Annotated in this window: 18 protein-coding genes; 12 read left to right on the forward strand and 6 right to left on the reverse strand. The window is 71.1% G+C overall.

Translation table 11 applies throughout. The annotated features are described in order from the left end of the window. The first annotated feature begins 392 nt into the window (after positions 1-392). Both AB0M11_RS34050 and AB0M11_RS34055 read left to right on the forward strand, forming a co-directional pair. The gene (locus AB0M11_RS34050) at positions 393-1,949 is read left to right on the forward strand and encodes an RNA polymerase sigma factor (protein ID WP_365711999.1); all 1,557 of its coding nucleotides are present in this window, start codon (positions 393-395) and stop codon (positions 1,947-1,949) included. A gap of 145 nt (positions 1,950-2,094) precedes the next feature. After that, positions 2,095-2,961: a serine protease gene (locus AB0M11_RS34055; protein WP_365712000.1), complete on the forward strand. Its 867-nt coding sequence runs from the start codon at positions 2,095-2,097 to the stop codon at positions 2,959-2,961. Between the two features lie 100 nt (positions 2,962-3,061). Here AB0M11_RS34055 and AB0M11_RS34060 read toward each other — a convergent pair whose 3' ends face one another. After that, positions 3,062-3,292, reverse strand: coding sequence for a hypothetical protein (locus AB0M11_RS34060; protein ID WP_365712001.1), 231 nt, complete (start codon positions 3,290-3,292; stop codon positions 3,062-3,064). Between the two features lie 440 nt (positions 3,293-3,732). Between AB0M11_RS34060 and AB0M11_RS34065 the strand changes: the two genes are divergently transcribed. From AB0M11_RS34065 to AB0M11_RS34090, 6 genes are all read left to right on the forward strand, one after another. After that, positions 3,733-5,856 (forward strand): DNA topoisomerase IV subunit B, encoded by a 2,124-nt coding sequence (locus tag AB0M11_RS34065; RefSeq protein WP_365712003.1) that lies wholly within the window; start codon positions 3,733-3,735, stop codon positions 5,854-5,856. Positions 5,857-6,366: 510 nt separating this feature from the next. Continuing rightward, on the forward strand, positions 6,367-6,897 hold the full coding sequence (locus AB0M11_RS34070; RefSeq protein WP_365712004.1) for a DUF1453 domain-containing protein: 531 nt from the start codon (positions 6,367-6,369) through the stop codon (positions 6,895-6,897). Further along, positions 6,894-8,045 (forward strand): histidine kinase, encoded by a 1,152-nt coding sequence (locus AB0M11_RS34075; protein ID WP_365712006.1) that lies wholly within the window; start codon positions 6,894-6,896, stop codon positions 8,043-8,045. Before AB0M11_RS34070 ends, AB0M11_RS34075 begins: the two co-directional genes overlap by 4 nt. Then, complete coding sequence (locus tag AB0M11_RS34080) at positions 8,042-8,716, forward strand: response regulator transcription factor (protein ID WP_365712007.1); 675 nt, start codon at positions 8,042-8,044, stop codon at positions 8,714-8,716. The genes AB0M11_RS34075 and AB0M11_RS34080 overlap by 4 nt, the downstream gene beginning before the upstream one ends. 69 nt (positions 8,717-8,785) lie before the next feature. Continuing rightward, positions 8,786-9,343: a DUF485 domain-containing protein gene (locus AB0M11_RS34085; protein ID WP_365712008.1), complete on the forward strand. Its 558-nt coding sequence runs from the start codon at positions 8,786-8,788 to the stop codon at positions 9,341-9,343. After that, positions 9,340-10,932, forward strand: coding sequence for a cation acetate symporter (locus tag AB0M11_RS34090; protein ID WP_365712009.1), 1,593 nt, complete (start codon positions 9,340-9,342; stop codon positions 10,930-10,932). Before AB0M11_RS34085 ends, AB0M11_RS34090 begins: the two co-directional genes overlap by 4 nt. A gap of 71 nt (positions 10,933-11,003) precedes the next feature. On the opposite strand, the gene AB0M11_RS34095 is transcribed toward AB0M11_RS34090, so the two are convergent. Beyond that, a complete protein-coding gene (locus AB0M11_RS34095; protein ID WP_365712011.1) occupies positions 11,004-11,696 on the reverse strand; it encodes a response regulator in 693 nt (230 codons plus the stop codon). 158 nt (positions 11,697-11,854) lie between these two features. On the opposite strand from AB0M11_RS34095, the gene AB0M11_RS34100 reads away from it, so the two are divergent. The 3 genes from AB0M11_RS34100 to AB0M11_RS34110 are packed head-to-tail and all read left to right on the forward strand — an operon-like array spanning position 11,855 to position 14,627. Beyond that, positions 11,855-12,670, forward strand: a complete 816-nt coding sequence (locus AB0M11_RS34100) for an ABC transporter ATP-binding protein (RefSeq protein ID WP_365712013.1) — start codon at positions 11,855-11,857, stop codon at positions 12,668-12,670. Continuing rightward, on the forward strand, positions 12,660-13,526 hold the full coding sequence (locus AB0M11_RS34105; protein ID WP_365712014.1) for an ABC transporter permease: 867 nt from the start codon (positions 12,660-12,662) through the stop codon (positions 13,524-13,526). The genes AB0M11_RS34100 and AB0M11_RS34105 overlap by 11 nt, the downstream gene beginning before the upstream one ends. Positions 13,527-13,583: 57 nt before the next feature. Further along, positions 13,584-14,627 carry an ABC transporter substrate-binding protein gene (locus AB0M11_RS34110; RefSeq protein WP_365712015.1) on the forward strand — a complete coding sequence of 348 codons (1,044 nt, stop codon included), beginning with the start codon at positions 13,584-13,586 and terminating at the stop codon, positions 14,625-14,627. Positions 14,628-14,651: 24 nt separating this feature from the next. Here the strand turns inward: AB0M11_RS34110 and AB0M11_RS34115 are convergent, their stop codons facing one another. The 4 genes from AB0M11_RS34115 to AB0M11_RS34130 form a co-directional block, all read right to left on the reverse strand. Then, positions 14,652-15,332, reverse strand: coding sequence for a response regulator (locus AB0M11_RS34115; RefSeq protein WP_365712017.1), 681 nt, complete (start codon positions 15,330-15,332; stop codon positions 14,652-14,654). Continuing rightward, a complete protein-coding gene (locus AB0M11_RS34120) occupies positions 15,329-16,990 on the reverse strand; it encodes a sensor histidine kinase (RefSeq protein WP_365712018.1) in 1,662 nt (553 codons plus the stop codon). The genes AB0M11_RS34115 and AB0M11_RS34120 overlap by 4 nt, the downstream gene beginning before the upstream one ends. Before the next feature lie 83 nt (positions 16,991-17,073). Continuing rightward, positions 17,074-18,018: a sucrase ferredoxin gene (locus AB0M11_RS34125; protein WP_365712019.1), complete on the reverse strand. Its 945-nt coding sequence runs from the start codon at positions 18,016-18,018 to the stop codon at positions 17,074-17,076. 81 nt (positions 18,019-18,099) lie between these two features. Next, entirely contained in the window at positions 18,100-19,356 is a 1,257-nt protein-coding gene (locus AB0M11_RS34130) for a citrate synthase (RefSeq protein WP_365712020.1), read from the reverse strand. Between the two features lie 132 nt (positions 19,357-19,488). On the opposite strand from AB0M11_RS34130, the gene AB0M11_RS34135 reads away from it, so the two are divergent. Further along, on the forward strand, positions 19,489-20,787 hold the full coding sequence (locus AB0M11_RS34135) for an ROK family protein (protein ID WP_365712021.1): 1,299 nt from the start codon (positions 19,489-19,491) through the stop codon (positions 20,785-20,787). The last annotated feature ends 58 nt before the right edge of the window (positions 20,788-20,845 follow it).

Raw genomic sequence — 20,845 nt, forward strand, 5'->3', positions numbered from 1 at the left:
CCCGCCGGATCCCTCAGGGCTCCGGCGGGGTCCGGCGGCGCGGCGGTGGGGCCGACGGGGGCCGCGCGGCGTGCGATCACCGGCTGTATGGCAGGCTCGACATCGGTCCGAACGGCCGGAGAGATCATCAACGACGACCTCTGTCCGTGTCTGACCATTTTTGAGCGCTTACGGGGTGTGACTCGGGCCACGTAGATTGGGCGTAACGCTCTTGCGAACAACGCGATGACCTAAGAGGTGACAGCCGCGGAGGGAATACGGACGCCATTCATGGCGCTGTGCATCTTCCCGGCCCCCGCCCGCGCCGTCGGCCCATCCCCAAGCCGGCGGTCGGCTCCAGTCCGTCCTGGACGGGGCCGGAAGCCGTTTTCCAACGTTCCGAGAGGTTGTTCGTGTCGGCCAGCACATCCCGTACGCTCCCGCCGGAGATCGCCGAGTCCGTCTCTGTCATGGCTCTCATTGAGCGGGGAAAGGCTGAGGGGCAGATCGCCGGCGACGATGTGCGTCGGGCCTTCGAAGCTGACCAGATTCCGGCCACTCAGTGGAAGAACGTACTGCGCAGCCTCAACCAGATCCTTGAGGAAGAGGGTGTGACGCTGATGGTCAGTGCCGCGGAGCCCAAGCGCACCCGAAAGAGCGTCGCAGCGAAGAGTCCGGCCAAGCGCACCGCCACCAAGACGGTCGCGGCGAAGACGGTGACCACCAGGAAGGCCACCGCCACGGCCGCCCCCGCCGTGGCGCCCGCCGCCGTCGGCGACGACCCGGCCGAGGAGGCGGGGCCCGTGAAGAAGGCCGTTGCCAAGAAGGCCGCCCCCACCGCCAAGAAGGCGGCCGCGAAGAAGACCGCGCCCGCCGCCGCCAAGAAGACGGTGGCCAAGAAGACCGCCGCCAAGAAGGACGACGCCGAGATTCTCGAGGACGAGGTCCTTGAGGAGGTCAAGGCGGGCGCGGAGGAGCCCGAGGGCACCGAGAGCGCGGGCTTCGTCCTGTCCGACGAGGACGAGGACGACGCGCCGGCGCAGCAGGTCGCCGCGGCCGGTGCCACCGCCGACCCGGTCAAGGACTACCTCAAGCAGATCGGCAAGGTCCCCCTGCTCAACGCCGAGCAGGAGGTCGAGCTCGCCAAGCGCATCGAGGCCGGTCTGTTCGCCGAGGACAAGCTGGCCAACGCCGACAAGCTGGCCCCCAAGCTCAAGCGCGAGCTGGAGATCATCGCCGAGGACGGCCGCCGCGCCAAGAACCACCTCCTGGAGGCCAACCTCCGTCTGGTGGTCTCCCTGGCCAAGCGCTACACCGGCCGCGGCATGCTCTTCCTGGACCTCATCCAGGAGGGCAACCTCGGTCTGATCCGCGCGGTCGAGAAGTTCGACTACACCAAGGGCTACAAGTTCTCCACGTACGCCACCTGGTGGATCCGCCAGGCGATCACCCGCGCCATGGCCGACCAGGCCCGCACCATCCGTATCCCGGTGCACATGGTCGAGGTCATCAACAAGCTCGCGCGCGTGCAGCGCCAGATGCTCCAGGACCTGGGCCGCGAGCCCACCCCGGAGGAGCTGGCCAAGGAGCTCGACATGACCCCGGAGAAGGTCATCGAGGTCCAGAAGTACGGCCGTGAGCCCATCTCCCTGCACACCCCGCTGGGTGAGGACGGCGACAGCGAGTTCGGTGACCTCATCGAGGACTCCGAGGCCGTCGTCCCCGCCGACGCCGTCAGCTTCACGCTCCTCCAGGAGCAGCTGCACTCGGTGCTGGACACCCTGTCCGAGCGCGAGGCGGGTGTCGTCTCCATGCGGTTCGGTCTCACCGACGGTCAGCCGAAGACCCTCGACGAGATCGGCAAGGTCTATGGCGTCACGCGTGAGCGCATCCGCCAGATCGAGTCCAAGACCATGTCGAAGCTGCGCCACCCGTCGCGTTCTCAGGTGCTGCGCGACTACCTGGACTAGGTCTGCCGTCGACCTGGACTAGGTCTGCCGCCGTACGCCGTCGAAGGCCCGGTCTCCCCTCGTGGAGGCCGGGCCTTCGTGCTGCGGGGCGGGGCGTGCTGGATGACTCTGGGTGTCCCAGTCCCACCCAGCGTGAGGAGCGTGCATGCGCCGTTCTGTTGCCCCGGCCCTGACCCGGCCGCTGATCCTTGCGGCCGTGGCCACTGCCATACCACTGGCCACCGCGCCTCCCGTCGCCGCCGACAGCGTCGTGGTCGGTGGCTTCCCCGTCGACGTCTCCCAGGCTCCGTGGACGGTCGCGCTCTCCAGCCGTGACCGGTTCGGGGGTACGCGGGCCGGTCAGTTCTGCGGCGGGGTGGCGATCGCTCGGACCACCGTGCTGACCGCCGCCCACTGCCTGGCCGACGAGGTCGTCGGCGGCCCGTCCGACCCGGTCCGCGATCTCAAGGTCATCGCGGGCCGCACGGACCTGCTCGCGGCTCAGGGCCAGGAGATCCCCGTCACCGTCGCCCGCGTCAATCCGGCCTACGACCCCGACGCCAACACCGGTGACTTCGCCGTCCTCACCCTCGCCGAGCCGCTGCCTGCCGACGCGGTCATCCCGATGGCACCCCAGGGGGACACCGCCTACACACCCGGCACCAGCGCCCTGGTGTCGGGGTGGGGGGACATCACGGGCGGGGGTGACTACTCGCGCCGGCTGTACGCGGCGCGGCTCCATGTACTGCCCGACGAGACATGCGAGCGGGCCTATCCCGGCGGTCCCGATGGCACCTATCGGCCGGACTCGATGGTGTGTGCGGGCGAGACCCGCGGCGGCCCGGACGCCTGCCAGGGCGACAGCGGAGGGCCGCTCGTCGCCGGCGGGAAACTGATCGGGCTCGTCTCGTGGGGGAGCGGCTGTGGGCGTGCGGGGAGCCCCGGGGTCTACACGCGCGTCTCGGAGGTCGTACGGGCGCTCGCGCCGGGAGGTGCCCTCAGCGGCTCACGGGGGCGCCAGAAGCGCTCCTGAGCGCCGCTGTGCGATACGACGAGGGCGGCCGCTCCCTGGGGGAGCGGCCGCCCTTCACCGGCCTGTGCCGGAGCTGGCTCGTCGTCGTGGATGCGAGAGGTCAGCGCTCATCTTCGGAAGCGGTGGCCGGAACGGACGTCAGCCGCTCCGTCTCGTCCTGTATCTCAGCGGCGATCTTCTTGAGTTCCGGCTCGAACTTGCGACCGTGGTGGGCGCAGAAGAGCAGTTCTCCGCCGCTGAGCAGCACGACGCGCAGGTATGCCTGGGCGCCGCAGCGGTCGCAGCGATCGGCGGCCGTCAGGTGGCTCGCGGGGGTCAGAACAGTAGTCACGTCGCCTCTTCTCTAGCTCGACGAGCTGTCGTACCAGGGTCAACATCCAACCAGCCCGAAAACGTTCCCGCTCGGGGCTTCTCCTCGAAAAAAATCTTTCGAGGTGGCCGTCTGCTGCCGGTTGGCGGCGAATGTGCCGTATTGCGTCGTCTGGGGTGCTTACGGGTTCGCGCGGATCATCGGTCTCATCCTCCCGGCCGGGTTGCCGGTTGTTTGTGAGGACGTGCCCGGAGCCTAAATGGTTCATGCCTCGAAGGGAACGTGATATGTACTTCACTCCATCGAGGGATCGAACACGTATACGACCTTGGACTAGTGTGAGTTCATGACGAGGGTGGCGTTACAAGGGCTCTACCAGGCCTCGGTACCCTCTGAGCGGCGACCGAAGCCGGCCCTTGCCCAAAAGGGGCCCCATCGAAATTCAGCGAGGAGCGAACCGCGTGACCGCCGATACGTCCGTGCCGTCCACTGCGCTGCTGGCAGGAGCAGACCGGGACGGCTCCAACTACACCGCGCGGCACCTGCTCGTCCTTGAGGGCCTCGAAGCGGTGCGCAAGCGCCCAGGTATGTACATCGGCTCGACCGACAGCCGTGGTCTGATGCACTGCCTGTGGGAGATCATCGACAACGCCGTGGACGAGGCCCTCGGCGGCTACTGCGACCACATCGACGTCATCCTCCACGACGACGGCTCCGTCGAGGTCCGGGACAACGGCCGCGGCATCCCGGTGGACGTCGAGCCGAAGACCGGCCTGTCCGGCGTAGAGGTCGTCATGACCAAGCTGCACGCGGGCGGCAAGTTCGGCGGCGGCTCCTACGCCGCATCCGGCGGTCTGCACGGCGTCGGCGCCTCCGTGGTCAACGCTCTCTCCGCGCGTCTCGACGTCGAGGTCGACCGCGGGGGCAGTGTGCATGCCATCAGCTTCCGTCGTGGCGTGCCGGGAGTGTTCACCGGCGTCGGCCCGGACGGCAAGTTCGAGGCAGGGAGCGGGCTGCGCAAGACCAAGAGGGTGCCCAAGACCCGCAGCGGCACGCGCGTGCGGTACTGGGCGGACCGGCAGATCTTCCTCAAGGACGCCAAGCTCTCCCTCGACACGCTGCACCAGCGGGCCCGCCAGACCGCGTTCCTGGTGCCCGGCCTGACCATCGTCGTCCGGGACGAGTACGGCCTGGGCGAGGGCGGCAGCAAGGGCGAGGAGTCGTTCCGTTTCGACGGCGGGATCAGCGAGTTCTGCGAGTACCTGGCCACCGACAAGCCCGTCTGCGACGTCCTCCGCTTCTCCGGGCAGGGCACCTTCAAGGAGACCGTCCCGGTCCTCGACGAACACGGCCAGATGACTCCCACCGAGGTCACCCGCGAACTCGGCGTCGACGTGGCGCTGCGCTGGGGCACCGGTTACGACCAGACGCTCCGGTCCTTCGTCAACATCATCGCCACACCCAAGGGCGGCACCCATGTGGCCGGCTTCGAGCAGGCCATCCGCGAGACCCTCAACGAGGCGCTGCGCGCGAAGAAACTGCTGCGCGTCGCCGAGGACGACATCGTCAAGGACGACGCCCTGGAAGGTCTCACCGCGGTCGTCACCGTCCGGCTCGCCGAGCCGCAGTTCGAGGGTCAGACCAAGGAGGTCCTCGGCACCTCGGCGGCCCGCCGGATCGTGAACAGCGTGGTCAGCAGGGAGCTGAAGGCGTTCCTCACCTCCACCAAGCGCGACGCGGCCGCGCAGGCCCGCGTGGTCATGGAGAAGGTGGTCGCCGCGGCGCGCACCCGCATCGCCGCCCGCCAGCACAAGGACGCGCAGCGCCGCAAGACGGCCCTGGAGTCCTCGTCCCTGCCGGCCAAGCTCGCCGACTGCCGCAGCGACGACGTCGAGCGCAGCGAGCTGTTCATCGTCGAGGGCGACTCCGCGCTCGGTACCGCGAAGCTGGCCCGGAACTCCGAGTTCCAGGCTCTGCTGCCGATCCGTGGCAAGATCCTCAACGTTCAGCGGTCCTCGGTGACGGACATGCTGAAGAACGCCGAGTGCGGAGCGATCATCCAGGTCATAGGAGCGGGCTCCGGCCGCACCTTCGACATCGACGCCGCCCGCTACGGCAAGATCATCATGATGACCGACGCCGATGTCGACGGCTCCCACATCCGCTGCCTGCTGCTGACGCTGTTCCAGCGGTACATGCGGCCCATGGTCGAGGCCGGCCGGGTCTTCGCCGCGGTCCCGCCGCTGCACCGGATCGAGATCGTCCAGCCCAAGAAGGGACAGGACAAGTACGTGTACACGTACTCGGACCGTGAGCTGCGCGACAAGCTGATGGAGTTCCAGAGCAAGGGCATCCGCTACAAGGACTCCATCCAGCGCTACAAGGGTCTCGGTGAGATGGACGCCGACCAGTTGGCGGAGACGACGATGGACCCGCGCCACCGGACGCTGCGCCGTATCAACCTCTCCGACCTCGACGCGGCCGAACAGGTCTTCGACCTGCTGATGGGCAACGACGTCGCCCCTCGCAAGGAGTTCATCTCCAGCTCCGCGGCGACGCTGGACCGGTCCCGCATCGACGCGTAGCCGCTGTGCTCGGCCTCGGCCGAAGACGCGGCGGGGCCGGTGGGCGGGCTGCGGCAGGCTGGCGGCTGGTGGGTGCACGGGGCTGGTAGGCATGCCGCTGGTGCGCTGGTGCGCTGGTGCGCTGGTGCGCTGGTGGGCTGGTGCGCTGGTGGGCTGGTGGGCTGGTGGGCTGGTGGGCTGGTGGGCTGGTGGGCTGGTTCCTGGCATGTCCGGTGCCCACCTCGTCGGCTCGTCCGGTACCCGTCGCCCGCCCGAGGCCGGCTGTCTACCTGAGGCCCGGCTGCTCAGTGAGGTGTCTGCCGGCCTGCCCGATGCCCGGCGGCCCAGCCGTCCGGCGGAGGTCCGGGCCCCCGTGGTGGGCCTCCACCCAGGGGTGGAGAGATTCCGGTCGCTGGAATCCACCCGTGATCCACCCCCGCTCCGATCTGCTGAACTGCGCATTTCCGTAGCGTCGAAGGCGTCGGCAGCTCTCGCTCCCGGCACCGCCCCTTCCCGCTCACGGAGGCTCTGATGTCCGGGCTCGTCAATGCGTTGCTGACCGTGGCCGTCGTCGTGGTGATCGCGCGCCAGTTCCGCGCCCGCCCGGTCAACACCGGGCGGCGCTGGTGGCTGGTCCCTGTGGTCCTCGCGGTCGTCGCGCTGCGCGAGCCCGGCATACTCGACTCCCACCACCGCACCGCGTCGGCCCTCCTGCTCGCCACCGAGATGCTGGTGGGACTGGTGATGGGCGCGGCGTGGGCCTGGACCACCCGGGTGTGGACCGAAGCCGACGGCGTCGCATGGTCCAAGAGCACCAGGGCCAGTGGGCTCGTCTGGATCACCGGCATAGCCGTGCGCATCGGTCTCTTCGCCGTCGCTGCCGCCATCGGCGTCCATCAGGACAGCGCGGCCCTCATGCTCGGTCTCGCGGTCACCCTGCTGGTGCGCGGCGGCATCCTCGCCTGGCGTGTGCAGATCCTCCCCGCGGACGCGTCCATGGTCGGCCACACCCGGGCGTACGGTGACGGAATGGCCCGGGTCACCAGGAAGGAAGGCGTGTGACGGAGAACGCCTGGACGCGCTGGCCCTCGCGAGAAGCGCTGAGCCGAGAGGGGGTCTCCCGGCCCCGGCGCTCCCTCGCCTGGGGCGTGAGACTGCTCGTCCTCGTCCTGCTGCTGTGGAGCGCCTTCAACCAGTCGCACGTCCACGGCTGGGGCGTGGCCGCGGCCGTGGCGGGGGTCGTCGTGACCGCCGTGGTCTCCTGGGGATTCTTCCGGACCACCTACGCTCACCGGCTCGTCCCCTCCCTGCTGCTCATCACCGTCCTGCTGGCCGTCGCGGTCGCGGCGGAGACCACGGGCTTCCGGGGACCGGCCCTTGTGATCTGGTGCGGCTGCGGCATCTCCGCCCTGGAGCGGCTGCCGGTGGCGATCGCCCTGCCCGTCGCGTCGGTCGCCCTGGCCTCGTACTCCGCGTTCAACAACGACGTATGGCTGACCACCGCCGCCACGGTCGCCGGCATGGCTCTCGCCGGTTACGTCATGAGACTCGATGCCGAGGCCCGGGGCCACGCACAGCGGCTGCTCGCCCAGGAGCGCGCCGCGAGGGCGGCCGAGGCCGAGTCGGCGGCGCTGGCGGAGCGGGCCAGGATCGCCAGGGAGATCCACGACGTGCTGGCACACAGTCTCTCCGCCCAGCTGGTCCACCTGGAGGCGGCGCGGCTGCTGATCGAGCGCGGAGCCGACCGGCAGCAGATCCTGGAAAGGGTGGTGGCCGCCCGCGGAATGGCCCGCGACGGGCTCGCCGAGACCCGGCAGGCCCTGTCCGCCCTGCGGGGGGAGCTCACCCCGTTGGAGGACTTCCTGAGCGCACTCGTCGATTCGACCGACGGAGCCGAGGTCACCGTCACGGGCGAAAGGAGGTACCTGCCCGCCGAGGCGTCGCAGACCGTACGCCGCGTCGCCCAGGAGGCGCTGACGAACGTCCGTAAACACGCCCAGGGCGCCAAGGTCCAGGTACGGCTGGACTACAGCGAGCACGAAGTGATGCTGAAGGTGCGGGACTCGGGCGGCCGTCCCGGCGAACTCACCGGCTCCGGCGGCGGGTACGGTCTGCTCGGTATGCGGGAGCGGGCCGAACTGCTCGGCGGGTCGCTGGAGGCAGGGCGGGATGACGAGGGCTTCGAGGTGAGGTTGAGGGTGCCCGTATGACGGAGGAGGAGAAGAAGCCCGCGCGGGTCGTGGTCGCCGACGACCAGACGGTGGTCAGGGAGGGCATCGTGATGCTCCTCGGGCTGCTGCCCGGCGTCGAGGTGGTCGGCGCGGCGGGTGACGGGGAGGAGGCGGTCCGGCTGGTGGCCGAACTGGCCCCGGACGTGGTGCTGATGGACCTGAGAATGCCGCGCTGCGACGGGGTGGAGGCGACCCGGCGGATCCGGTCGGAGTACCCCGGGACCCAGGTCGTGGTGCTGACCACGTTCGCGGACGACGAGTCGCTGTTCCCCGCGCTGCGGGCCGGTGCCCGTGGGTACCTGACCAAGGACGCCGGTGGTGACGAGATCGTCAGAGCCGTGGAGAGCGTGCTGTCGGGGGACGCGGGACTGTCGCCGAGCATCCAGCGGCGGCTGCTGGAGCGGCTGTCACAGCCGGAGCCGGCGCCCGCCGCCGAGGCGCCGGACGGCCTCACCACGCGGGAGACCGAGGTCCTGGTGCTGATCGCGGAGGGGTTCAGCAATCAGGAGATCGCCCGGCGGCTGTGTGTCTCCACCGCGACCGTGAAGACACACATCAACAACCTGTTCGCCAAGACAGGGCTCAAGGACCGGGCGCAGGCCGTGCGTTACGCCTACAGGAAGGGACTGGCGCGCCCACCAGCGGATTGAGTCACCTGATGGGGTGAAGAGGCAGGGGAAGAAGTGTCGGGGATCTTCCCGGTCTGTCCATCCTTGGGCATGCAGTCAAGCAATGGGCGGCACCGCGACGGCGGGGGTGGCTCCGAGAGTTCGGCCGGGCGGTTCGAGGACATGGGCGAGTGCGGCGCGGCCTCTCGCGACATCAGGTACGAGGACCCTTGGCACGACGCGCTGGCCTCCGGCTGGGGCGAGCCGGACGGCGTCGGGGCGCCCGCTCCCGCGGTACCCGCCGCGCGAACGGGGGAGGACAGGGCGGATGTTCGCGCCCGCGACGTGTATCTGGAGGTGCAGCGCAGCGCGGCCTTCCAGGAGGTGCGCAGCCGGTACCGAAGGTTCGTGGTGCCGGGGGTCGCTGTCTTCCTCACCTGGTACGTGGCATACGTGGTGACCGCTGTGACGGCGCCCGGTCTGATGGCGCGGCCCGTCGCCGGAGCGGTGAACGTGGCGATGGTCGCGGGGCTCGGTCAGTTCCTCACCACGTTCCTGCTCACCTGGGCCTACGCCCGGCACGCGCGGCTGCGCCGGGACCGTGCCGCGCTGGACCTGCGCTGGGACACCCAGGAGCTGACCAGGGGCGCTCGGGGCGGTGCGGTATGACGATCCGTCACGAGACCCTGGCACTGCTGCTGTTCAGCGCGTTCGTCGCCGTGACGCTCGGGATCACGACATGGGTGAGCCGCAGGCGGCACGGTTCGGCGGAGGAGTTCTACGCCGGCGGCCGGCTCTTCTCGCCGATAGAGAACGGTTTTGCCGTCGCGGGCGACTACATGTCGGCGGCCTCCTTCCTCGGCGTGACCGGTCTCATCGCGCTCTTCGGCTACGACGGGCTGCTGTATGTGGTCGGCTTCCTGGTGGCGTGGCTGGTCGTGCTGTTCCTGGTGGCCGAGCTGGTCCGCAACTGCGGGCGGTTCACGCTGGCCGACGTGATCGCGGCGCGGATGAGCGAGCGGCCGGTGCGGATCGCGGTGGGGGCGTCGTCGGTCACCGTGTCCGTTCTCTATTTGGTGGCGCAAATGGTGGGCGCGGGCAGCCTGGTGGCGCTGCTGCTCGGGCGGACGAGCGGGGCGGCGCAGGCGTGGACGGTCATCGGGGTCGGCGCGCTCATGGTGGTCTACGTGTCGTTGGGAGGCATGCGGGCCACGACCTGGATCCAGATCGTGAAGGCGGTCCTGCTGCTGAGCGGGACGGTGGCGCTGACCGTGCTGGTACTGCTGCGCTTCCACGGTGACGTCGACCGGCTGCTGCTCACCGCCGCCGGGCGCAGTGGCCACGGGAGGGCGTTCCTGGTGCCGGGGCTCAGGTACGGCGGGAGCTGGAGCGAGCGGCTGGACTTCATCAGCCTGGGACTGACGCTGGTGCTGGGCACGGCGGGCCTGCCGCACATCCTGTCCCGCTTCTACACGGTGCCGACCGCGCGGGCGGCGCGGCGGTCGGTGGTCTGGTCGATCGGCCTGATCGGGGGGTTCTACCTGATGGCGATCGTGCTCGGCTTCGGGGCGGCGGCCGTGGTCGGGCCGGACGCGGTGCGCGCGTCGAACGAGTCGGGGAACACGGCGGTTCCGCTGCTGGCGCTCGACCTGGGCGGCGGCGCGGGCTCCACAGGGGGGACGGTGCTGTTCGCGGTGGTCGCCGCCGTCGCGTTCGCGACGATCCTCGCCGTGGTCGCGGGGATCACCCTCGCCTCGTCGGCGTCCGTCGCCCATGACCTGTACGCGTCGCTGCGCAGGGAGCGCGCCAGGCAGCGCAGTGAGGTCGGGGTGGCGCGGGTGGCGGCGGTCGGCATCGGCGTCGTGGCGATCGCCCTCGGCTTGCTGGCCCGGGACATGAACGTCGCCTTCCTGGTGGGGCTCGCCTTCGCGGTGGCGGCCTCGGCGAACCTGCCGGTGCTGCTGTACTCGCTGTTCTGGCGGAACTTCACGACCCGCGGGGCGGTGTGGGCCGTATACGGCGGGCTCGTGCCCGCGCTGGGGCTGGTCGTGCTCTCCCCCGTGGTGTCCGGAAGTCCGGGCGCGCTGTTCCCGGGGGTGGACTTCCAGTACTTCCCGTTGCAGAACCCCGGGATCGTCTCCATCCCGCTCGGCTTCCTGGCCGGCTGGCTCGGCACGGTCACCTCGGACGAGCTCCCGGACGAGGGCCGGCACGCGGAGACGGAGGTGCGGTCGCTGACCGGGGCGGGGGCCGTCTAGCCGCAGCGTCGCCCGCCCGCCCGCCCGCCCGTCCCGTCCGCCAGCCAGCCCGGCCCCGCCCCCCGGCACGGCTACGGCGCCACCCAGGCGTAGCGGTGTTCGGGGCGGCCCGTGTCGCCGTACTTCAGGGAGAGGCGGAGGCGGCCGGCCTGTTCCAGGTGGCGGAGGTAGCGCTGGGCGGTGGAGCGGCTGAGGCCGGTCTCGGCGGCTACCTCGTGGGCGGAGAGCGGATGGTCGGCGCGGTGCAGGACGCCGCAGATGAGGTCGGTCGTGGGCTCGGAGTGGCCGCTGGGCAGGCCGGGCGCGGACGGCGCGGGTGAGGTACGCAGGGCGCCGAAGATCCGGTCGACCTGCTCCTGGCCGGACAGGCCGCGGCCGCCGACCCGGTCCACGGTGCGGCGCAGGGCCGCGTAGGAGTCCAGTCGGGCGCGCAGGGCGGCGAAGGTGAACGGCTTGACCAGGTAGTGCAGGGCGCCGAGGCGCATCGCCTTCTGGACGGTCGTCACATCGCTGGCCGCCGTGATCATGATGACGTCGGTGCCGTGCCCCTGCTCCCGCATCTGGTGCACGAGTTCGAGGCCGGTCTGGTCGGGCAGGTAGTGGTCCAGCAGGACCAGGTCGATGGTGCCGCGGCCGACGGCGGCCAGGGCCTGGGCAGCGCTGTGCGCGCGGGCGGCCACCCGGAAGCCGGGAACCTTCCCCACGTACTTGGCGTTTATCTCAGCGACGCGGAAGTCGTCGTCGACCACCAGGACGTCGATCATCAGGCCTCTCCTTCAAGGCCGGCGAGCGTTAAGCCCGTGTTTCGTCTGCGCAGTTGTAGCGCGAGCAAAACGAGCACAACAGGTGCTTGCGAGCAAAAGAACGGCTTGCGCCCAGAAGACTCCTGCTGTGGCGGGGGCCACGCCTACCGTCCCGGGCCATGAGCGCAGACACCGGCCCCGCCATCGAGCTACGGGGCGCGAGCAAGATCTTCAAGACCCCGTCAGGGGGGCTGCACACGGCCGTCCGCGACCTCGACCTCACCGTGGGGCGTGGCGAGTTCGTGGCCGTCGTAGGGCCGACGGGGTGCGGCAAGTCCACCACGCTGACCCTGGTCAGCGGGTTGGAGGAGCCCAGTGAGGGCGAGGTGCTGGTGGCCGGTGAGCCGGTCGCCGGCGTCGGCGACAAGGTCGGTTTCGTCTTCCAGCAGGACGCCACCTTCCCCTGGCGGACCGTGCTCTCCAACGTGATGGCCGGCCCCCGCTTCCGGGGCGTGCCGAAGGCGGAGGCCAAGGAGAAGGCACGTGCCTGGCTGGCCAAGGTCGGGCTCGCCGCCTTCGAGGACCGTTACCCGCACCAGCTCTCCGGCGGCCAGCGCAAGCGCGTGGCACTCGCCGCGACCTTCGTCAACGACCCCGAGATCCTGCTCATGGACGAGCCGTTCTCCGCGCTCGACGTGCAGACCCGGGCCCTGATGTCGGACGAGCTCCTCGACCTGTGGGAGGGCACGGGCGCCTCCGTCGTGTTCGTCACCCATGACCTGGAGGAGTCCATCGCGCTGGCCGACAAGGTCGTCGTCATGACCGCCGGGCCCGCGACCGTGAAGCAGGTCTTCGAGATCGACCTGCCCCGCCCCCGCAGGGTCGAGTCGGTGCGTCTGGAACCACGGTTCATCGAGATCTACCGCGAGATCTGGGAGTCCCTCGGCGAAGAGGTCCGCATCACCCGCGAGAGGGGTGCCGCTCATGTCGCCTGACACCCTCAGCACGCCCGTCGTCGGCACGGCCAAGGCGGCGCCCGATCGCGCCCGGTCGCGCGCCGAGGCCGCCCGCAGACGCAGGGCGATCGTGTTCGCCGTGCGCGTCCTGCTCCTGGTGGCCGTCCTCGGCCTGTGGGAGACCCTGTCCCGGGCCAAGGTCATCGACCCGTTCAACTTCTCGATGCCTTCGAAGATCTGGGACCAGATCTGGACCTGGGTGACCCACGGCACCGCCCTCGGCCCCCTGGGCGAGCAGATCTGGTACACGCTCTACGAGGCGCTGCTCGGCTGGGTCATCGGTGTCGTCGCCGGTGTGGTCTTCGGCATCGCGCTGGGCCGGATCCGTTTCCTCGCCGACGTCCTCGGTCCCTACATCAAGGTGCTCAACTCGATCCCCAGGATCGTGCTGGCCCCGATCTTCGTGATCTGGTTCGGGCTCGGCGCGTCATCCAAGGTCGCCTCGGCCGTGGTCCTGGTGTTCTTCCCGGTGTTCTTCAACGCCTTCCAGGGCGCCCGCGAGGTCGACCGCAACCTGGTCGCCAACGCCCGGATCCTCGGCGCGAGCGACCGCAGGGTCACCCTCCAGGTCGTCATCCCGTCGGCCACCTCGTGGATCTTCACCAGCCTGCACGTCAGCTTCGGCTTCGCCCTCATCGGCGCCATCGTCGGCGAGTACATCGGCGCCACCAAGGGCATCGGCCTGCTCGTCGCGCAGTCGCAGGGCACCTTCAACGCGGCCGGCGTGTATGCCGCGATGACCATCCTCGCCGTCGTCGCGCTCGCCGCCGAAGGACTCCTCACCTTCGCCGAGCGCCGCATCTTCCGCTGGAGGCCGTCGGGTTCCGACAGCTGAACCCGCAGCACCCCCTCCGCTCCGCCCGCACCGCCTCTCACAAGGACGTGAACCCTCATGCGCAAGTCCGCCAGATACACCACCCTGGCCGCCGCCGGCCTGCTCGCCCTCTCCTCCCTGACCGCCTGTGCCAACGACGCGGCGAGCACCGCCTCCACCGGTTCCGGCAAGGGCACGAAGGTCAAGATCATGGTCGGTGGCCTGGACAAGGTCATCTACCTGCCCGCGATGCTCACCCAGCGGCTCGGCTACTTCGACGCCGAGGGCCTCGACGTGGAGCTGCTCACCGAGCCGGCCGGCGTGCAGGCCGAGACGGCGCTCGTCGCCGGGCAGGTCCAGGGAACCGTCGGGTTCTACGACCACACCCTCGACCTGCAGACGAAGGGCAAGGCGGTGGAGTCCGTCGTGCAGTTCTCGCGGGCTCCCGGCGAGGTGGAGGTCGTCTCCACCAAGGCGGCCGGCGACATCACCTCGCCCAAGGACTTCAAGGGCAAGAAGCTGGGCATCACCAGCCTCGGGTCGTCGACCGACTTCCTCACCAAGTACCTCGCCGTCAAGAACGGCGTGAAGGTCAGCGACTTCTCCCCGGTCGCCGTCGGCGCGGGGGCGACCTTCGTCTCGGCGCTCCAGCAGGGCTCGATCGACGGCGGCATGACCACCGACCCGACCGTCGCGACCATCCTGGACAAGAAGGCGGGCAAGGTCCTGGTGGACATGCGGACGCCGGAGGGTTCCCAGCAGGCGCTGGGCGGACCGTACCCGTCGTCGAGCCTCTACATGCAGACCGACTGGGTCAACGGCCACAAGGACACCGTCCAGAAGCTGGTCAACGCGTTCGTCAAGACGCTCAAGTGGATGTCCACGCACAGCGCCGACGAGATCGCGGCCAAGATGCCCGCCGACTACGCCCAGGGCGACAAGGCGCTCTACACGCAGTCCATCAAGAGCACGCTGCCGATGTTCACCGCCGACGGAGTCATGCCGCAGAACGGTCCGGAGACCGTGGAGAAGGTGCTCAAGGCGTTCAACACGAACATCCAGAACGCCGACGTCGACCTGAGCAAGACGTACACCACCGAGTTCGTCGAGGCGGCCAAGTAGGTCGAGTCGGCCAAGCAGCACGCCTCAGCCGCGGGTCGCCCACATGTAACGGTGTTCGGGGCGGCCCGCGTCGCCGTACTTGAGGGTCAGCCGGGCCCTTCCCGTGCGTTCCAGGAGCTTCAGATAACGCTGAGCGGTCTGCCGGCTCACACCCGTCCGCTCGGCGATCTCCTGAGCCGACAACGGGCCCTCGGCACTCAACAGGCACTGGCGCACCAGCTCGGCGGTGGTGGGGGAGTGCCCTTTGGGCAGCCCCGGCTCGGACGGTGCGGACAGGGCGCCGAAGATGCGGTCCACCTCGGCCTGTTCGGCCTCGCCGCCGCCGTCCAGAGTGCGCCGCAGCCGCGCGTACGCCTCCAGTTTGGCGCGCAGCCCGGCGAACGCGAACGGCTTGACCAGGTACTGCAGGGCGCCCTGCCGCATCGCCGCCTGCACGGTGGACACGTCCCGGGCCGCCGTCACCATGATCACGTCGGTCTGGTGACGGCGTCGGCGCATCTCCTGGACCACCGCGAGGCCTGTGTCGTCGGGCAGGTAGTGGTCCATGAGGACGAGGTCGAGGCGGGGCAGCATCTCCAGCCGGCGCAGCGCCTGAGCCGCGCTGTGGGCCTCGCCCGCCACGTGGAAGCCGGGCACCTTCTCGACGTAGGCGGCGTTGACCCGGGCGACCCGGGTGTCGTCGTCCACGACCAGAACCTCGATCATCGGGCCTCCTCGTCGGCCGGTGCGAGCGCCGGGGCCGGCTCCAGCCCCGGTTCGGTCAGCGCCTCGGGCAGGACGACGGTGAACTGGGCGCCCCCGCCCTCCGGTTCGTCCACGGTCGCGCTGCCGCCCTGCCGTTCCGCGAGACGGCGCACCAGGGGGAGCCCGATGCCGCGCTTGCCGTGTGCGGGCGGCTTCTTGGTGGACCAGCCCTCGGTGAAGACCAGCTCCCGCTGCGCCGCCGGGATCCCGGGCCCGGTGTCCCGCACCCTGAGGACGATCGCGCGGCCCTCCGCGCACAACTCGACCTCCACGCGCGCGTGCGGCGTACCGGCGACCGCGTCCAGCGCGTTGTCCACCAGGTTGCCCACCACCGTGACCAGGCCCCGGGGATCGACCAGCCGGTCCGGGAGCCAGGTGTGGTCGGACACCCACAGGGCCACCCCGCGTTCCGCCGCGACGGTGGCCTTGCCGACCAGCAGGGCCGCCAGCAGCGGGTCCTGGATCTTCTCCGTGACCTGCTCGGCAGTGACCCGGTGGTCGCCGACCACCTCGCCGACGAACTCCACCGCGTCGTCGTACATCTCCAGTTCCAGCAGCCCGAGCAGGGTGTGCATGCGGTTGGCGTGCTCGTGGTCCTGGGCGCGCAGAGCGTCGATGAGACCGCGCGTGGAGTCGAGTTCCCGCCCGAGCTGCTCCAGTTCGGTGCGGTCACGCAGGGTGGCGACGGCGCCGCCGTCGTCCGTGGGCATCCGGTTGGCGACCAGGACCCGCTGCCCGCGCACGGTGAGCAGATCCGTGCCGGTCACCCGGCCGGCGAGCACATCGGTCGTACGGCCCGCGCCGAGCGCCTCGTCGGGGGACCGGCCGACGGCCTCGTCACCGATGCCCAGGAGCCGTCTCGCCTCGTCGTTGAGCAGCCGGATGCGGCCGGCGCGGTCGAGGGCGACGACGCCTTCCCGGATGCCGTGCAGCATCGCCTCGCGCTCCGCGAGCAGCGCCGAGATGTCGGAGAAGGCGAGGTCCCGGGTCTTCCGCTGGACCCGGCGGGAGATCAGCCAGGCGGCCAGCGCGCCGACCGCGAGGGCACCGCCGGCGTAGGCGAACAGCCCGGGGATCGTGCTGAGCAGCCGGGCCCGCACACTGTCGTAGGCGATGCCGACCGAGACCGCCCCGATGATCCGGTGCCGCGCGTCGTACAGCGGCACCTTGCCGCGTGCGGAGCGGCCCAGGGTGCCGTTGTCGATCTGCATGACCTCCTTGCCCTCCAGCGCCTCCTGGGGACTGGTCGAGACATGCTGGCCGATCTCCGAGGGAGTGGTGTGCGACCAGCGGAATCCGCCCCGGTCCATGACCACGACGTACTCGGCGTGCGTGGCCTTGCGGATCCGCTCCGCCTCCTTCTGCACCGGTCCGTCCACGCTGGGCGGGGAGGTCAGCACGCCCTCGGCGATCTCGGGGTCCTGGGCCGTGGTCTCGGCGATCGCCAGGGCCCTGCGCATCGCCTCCTGGTCCAGCTGCTTGCTCAGGGGCGCCAGGAAGAGCCCGGTCGCGAGCACGGCGACTCCGGCGGCGATCGCCAGCTGCATCAGCAGGACCTGTGAGAACACCTTCCGGGGCAGCCGGGGGCGCAGACGGCGCACGGGGGGCGTGGGGCTCATAGCCACGACGGTACGTGCGCGGGTACGCCCACCTTAAGGGGGTGTGGTGTGGATCTCTTGACCAGTTCTTGGGAAAGTCCCGGTCAGCTCGCCAGCGCCGGCGTCGCCCGCAGCTCCCGCAGCGACACCACGTCCATCCGGGCCGGCGACCCCAGCACCGACACCCCGCAGCTCTCCGGGCGTGGCGGCAGCGAGGCGCCCTGGGCCACACCGACCCGCCAGCGACGGCCGTCGGCGTGGCCGACGGTGACCTCCCAGCGCGGGGCCGCGCCCTCGGTCCGAACGACGCTCAGCACGCCCGCGGCGTACTCGCCCACCGCCTCCCGCACGGCCAGCTCCGCCGCCTGTCCCGGCCGTTCCCAGGCGGAGCAGCCGCGGCACCCGTCCAGCACCACACGCCCCTCCTGGATGCCGTGCACGGCGTCCTTGACGGTATGCGCCTCGGCGCGGCCGTAGGCGTAGCCGTACGGCAGGACGAGCACCGTCGGGGAGAAGCGGTGACCACCCAGATGGGTGACCTCCCAGGTGCCCGTCACCCCGGAGGCGGCCAGCTCGGCGGCGAGCGGGCGGCCCAGCAGGGCGCAGCAGCGGTCCCGCTTGCCGTTGGTGCAGACGAGCGCGAGCGGGCTGCCCCGGTGCGGCCGGCCGTCGAGGGCCGCGCCGAACGAACGGTGGTCGCCCGCACCGAGCGCCTGGAAGTCGAGGCCGAGCAGCCGGTGCGGGTCGCGGGTCGTGGCGCCGTGCAGCCAGACGTTCCCCGGGACGGTGTGGGCGGCGTACACCTGCCGTTCGGCGGGGGTGCCGGAGTCGGCGTGACGGCCGGGGCGGCGGATCAGCGCGATCCGCACCCCGGTGCCCTCGGCGGCGGCCTCCAGGGCGCGGCCCAGCGCGGGGTCCAGATGGCTCGACGTGAGCGCTTTGGGACCCCACGGGCCGGGCTGTTCCAGGAGCAGCCACGTCGTCGCGGTGGCGGCGGTACCGGACACAGGCTCGTCGAGCATCCGGGAGACGGTTGCGCACCTACTCACAGAGGTGAGCCTAACCTGACTTGCCGCGGAGTGAGGTCCGGCCTCGCCCGTTCGCGCCGCCGAAGAGGGACCGAAGGGGGGTCATCCGGGCAGGGGCTGCGGCGGTTTCGGTCCGACGTAGTGACCGCTCGGACGCATGCGCAGCGGACGTTCGCCGTACTCCTCCAGGGCGTGGGCGATCCAGCCCGCCGTCCGGGCGACGGCGAAGATCGTCTCGCCCGCGGTGGCCGGCATGCCGCACGAGGCCGTGAACACGGCGAGCGCCAGGTCCACGTTGGCGTGCAGCGGGGTGTGCCGGGCGGTCGTGGCGACGACGTCCCGGGCCGCGAGCAGGGCGGGCTCCGCCCGGGGGACCTCCGTCAGCAGCGCGAACAGGACCCGGGCGCGTGGATCCTCGCCCTGGTAGAGAGGGTGACCGAGACCGGGAATGCGGCGGCCCGCGCGGAGTTCGTCCGCGATCACCGTGGCCGCGCTGCCCCGGTCGAGGACGTCGAGCAGCAACCGGTGGGCGAGGCCGCTGGAGGCGCCGTGCAAGGGGCCTTCCAGCACGCCGAGCCCGGCCGACACGGCCGCGTACGCGTGGGCGCGCGCGGAGGCGGCGACCCGGACCGCGAGGGTGGAGGCGGCCAGGTCGTGGTCGGCGAGCAGCGCGAGCGCCGTGTCCAGGAAGCGCAGTGCGGCGTCGCCGGGCTCGATGCCGGTCAGCCTGCGCCACAGGCGGTGGGCCAGCGGGCCGTCGTCGGGCCCCCGTCGGTGCTGCGCGGGGAGCGCGGCGACGAGGGTGGGGATCAGCACGCGCGCGGTGCCGAGGACGGACTCCTCGGACAGGTCGAAGCGCAGTGGGTCCTCGGCGGCCGCGGCGATCGTGGCGACCCGCAGCCGGTCGACGGGCGAGGTGTGCTCGGGCAGCGCGTCGACGGCCCGGCGGGCGACCGCGACGGTGGCCTCCGGTGCGGTGAAGGTCGCCCCGCGGGTCATACGGCCCGTCCACAGCCACTCGGCCACCTCCTCGTAGGAGTGGTGCGCGGCGAGTTCGGTGGCGTCGACGCCCCGGAAGAAGTACCGGTCCCTGTCGATCAGCGTGATCCGCGTGCGCACCGACAGGTCACCGCCGGAGCCCGGACTCCCGGCCGCCTCCCGCCTGTTGCGGCGGGCCAGCGCCGCCACCTCCTCGGCGTCGAAGGTACTGGCGCGGCCCCCGGGCTCGCGTCTGCTGCTGAGCTGGCCCCGGCTCACGTAGGCGTACACGGTCTCGGCCTTGACGCCGAGCAGTTCGGCGGTCTCCTTGGTGCTCAGGCGCCGCGCGGGACCGCCGGGAACGGGGTGTTGATCGCTCATGGGCGTCACCGTAGCCGCATCGGTATGGATTGACTCGATCAATATTGATGCGTGGCGGTGCCACGCCGGCCGAGCGCCTCCCCTCCTGGCGGTCGGCGACGGCAGCGGGCGCCGGGACCATAAGCTCACTGCATGACCGACCACACCCGTACCCTCTCCCTGATCCTGAGTCTGATCAGGAGCGGAACGGCCGTGACCCGGCCGGACCTCGGACGGCAGACCGGGCTCGGCCGGACGGTCGTCACGCAGCGGGTGGAGCACGCGATCCGGGTCGGACTGGTGGCCGAGGGCGAGCCGGCCCCCTCCACCGGCGGGCGGCCCTCCCGCATCCTGCGGATGGCGTCCGGCGGCGGTGTCGTCCTCGGCGCGGTGTTCGGCGCCACCCATCTGCACGCCGCGGTGACCGGCCTCGACGGGACCGTGCTCGCCGACCGGCGGGTGCCGTGGGACATCGAATCGGGCCCGGAGGCCTCCCTGGACACGCTGGTCGAGGTGGCGGAGAGGCTGCTGAGCGCGGAGCTGCGCGACCGCCTGTGGGGGGTGTGCGTGGGCGTCCCCGGACCGGTCGACTTCGCGCGCGGGACGCCGGTGCGGCCCCCCATCATGGCCGGCTGGCACGGTTTTCCGCTCCGGGACCGGCTCGAAGCCCGCTACGCCGTGCCTGCCTGGGTCGACAACGACGCCAACCTCATGGCGCTGGGCGCCTGGAGCCGGACCCGGGCGACCGCCGGCGACAACATCCTGCTCGTGAAGGCGAGCACGGGCATCGGGCTGGGCCTGATCTCCAGGGGGCGGCTGCACCGGGGGGCGCGCGGCGCGGCCGGCGACCTCGGGCACACCATCGTCGCCGAGGAGTCCCGCCACCGGTGCCGGTGCGGCAAGTTCGGCTGCCTCGAAGCGTTCGCGGGCGGCTGGGCCCTGACCCGGGACGCACGCGCCGCGGCCCTGGAGGGACGCAGCCCCTTCCTGGCCGACCGCCTGGAGCGGCTGGAGCGCCGGGACGCGCCGCTGGCCGTCACCGACGTGCTCGACGGCTGCCGGGCCGGCGACCGCGTCAGCACCGAGCTCGTCACCCGGGCGGGTGAGCTGGTCGGCGGGCAGCTCGCGACGCTCGTCAGCGTCTTCAACCCGTCGACGGTCTATCTCGCCGGCGTGCTGGCGCAGGCGGGCGACCTGTTCCGGGACCCCGTCGCGGAGGTGGTGGCCAGACGGTCGCTGCCGCTGGCCACCGACGAACTCGTCATCGCCCAGGTCGCCCCGGACCGCCTGGAGGGAGTCGTCGGAGCGGCGGCCCTGGCCGTCGACGAGCTGCTGCACCCGGACCTGCTCGACCAGTGGCTCCCGCACGGCAGCCCCCGCGGGATCCGCGCCCGCACCGGCGGCGTCACCGAGCCGCTTCCCCTCGGCGCGCCGCTGGCGGGGGCCCGGTAGGGCGTGTGGCGAACGTCCCGGTCCGCCTCGCGACGCCCTGCACGCTTTTTCCAGAGGC

It is taken from the genome of Streptomyces sp. NPDC051987 (genome assembly GCF_040680735.1).
Classification (GTDB): domain Bacteria; phylum Actinomycetota; class Actinomycetes; order Streptomycetales; family Streptomycetaceae; genus Streptomyces.

What these genes read in the sequence shown, in the direction of transcription:
- AB0M11_RS34095 (WP_365712011.1), bottom strand. Translation starts at nt 11,696, where the DNA reads ATGATCGACGTCCTGGTGGTCGACGACGACTTCCGCGTCGCTGAGATA.
- AB0M11_RS34100 (WP_365712013.1), top strand. Translation starts at nt 11,855, where the DNA reads ATGAGCGCAGACACCGGCCCCGCCATCGAGCTACGGGGCGCGAGCAAG.
- AB0M11_RS34080 (WP_365712007.1), top strand. Translation starts at nt 8,042, where the DNA reads ATGACGGAGGAGGAGAAGAAGCCCGCGCGGGTCGTGGTCGCCGACGAC.
- AB0M11_RS34130 (WP_365712020.1), bottom strand. Translation starts at nt 19,356, where the DNA reads ATGAGCGATCAACACCCCGTTCCCGGCGGTCCCGCGCGGCGCCTGAGC.
- AB0M11_RS34070 (WP_365712004.1), top strand. Translation starts at nt 6,367, where the DNA reads ATGTCCGGGCTCGTCAATGCGTTGCTGACCGTGGCCGTCGTCGTGGTG.
- AB0M11_RS34085 (WP_365712008.1), top strand. Translation starts at nt 8,786, where the DNA reads ATGCAGTCAAGCAATGGGCGGCACCGCGACGGCGGGGGTGGCTCCGAG.
- AB0M11_RS34090 (WP_365712009.1), top strand. Translation starts at nt 9,340, where the DNA reads ATGACGATCCGTCACGAGACCCTGGCACTGCTGCTGTTCAGCGCGTTC.
- AB0M11_RS34135 (WP_365712021.1), top strand. Translation starts at nt 19,489, where the DNA reads ATGACCGACCACACCCGTACCCTCTCCCTGATCCTGAGTCTGATCAGG.
- AB0M11_RS34055 (WP_365712000.1), top strand. Translation starts at nt 2,095, where the DNA reads ATGCGCCGTTCTGTTGCCCCGGCCCTGACCCGGCCGCTGATCCTTGCG.
- AB0M11_RS34105 (WP_365712014.1), top strand. Translation starts at nt 12,660, where the DNA reads ATGTCGCCTGACACCCTCAGCACGCCCGTCGTCGGCACGGCCAAGGCG.
- AB0M11_RS34110 (WP_365712015.1), top strand. Translation starts at nt 13,584, where the DNA reads ATGCGCAAGTCCGCCAGATACACCACCCTGGCCGCCGCCGGCCTGCTC.
- AB0M11_RS34115 (WP_365712017.1), bottom strand. Translation starts at nt 15,332, where the DNA reads ATGATCGAGGTTCTGGTCGTGGACGACGACACCCGGGTCGCCCGGGTC.
- AB0M11_RS34120 (WP_365712018.1), bottom strand. Translation starts at nt 16,990, where the DNA reads ATGAGCCCCACGCCCCCCGTGCGCCGTCTGCGCCCCCGGCTGCCCCGG.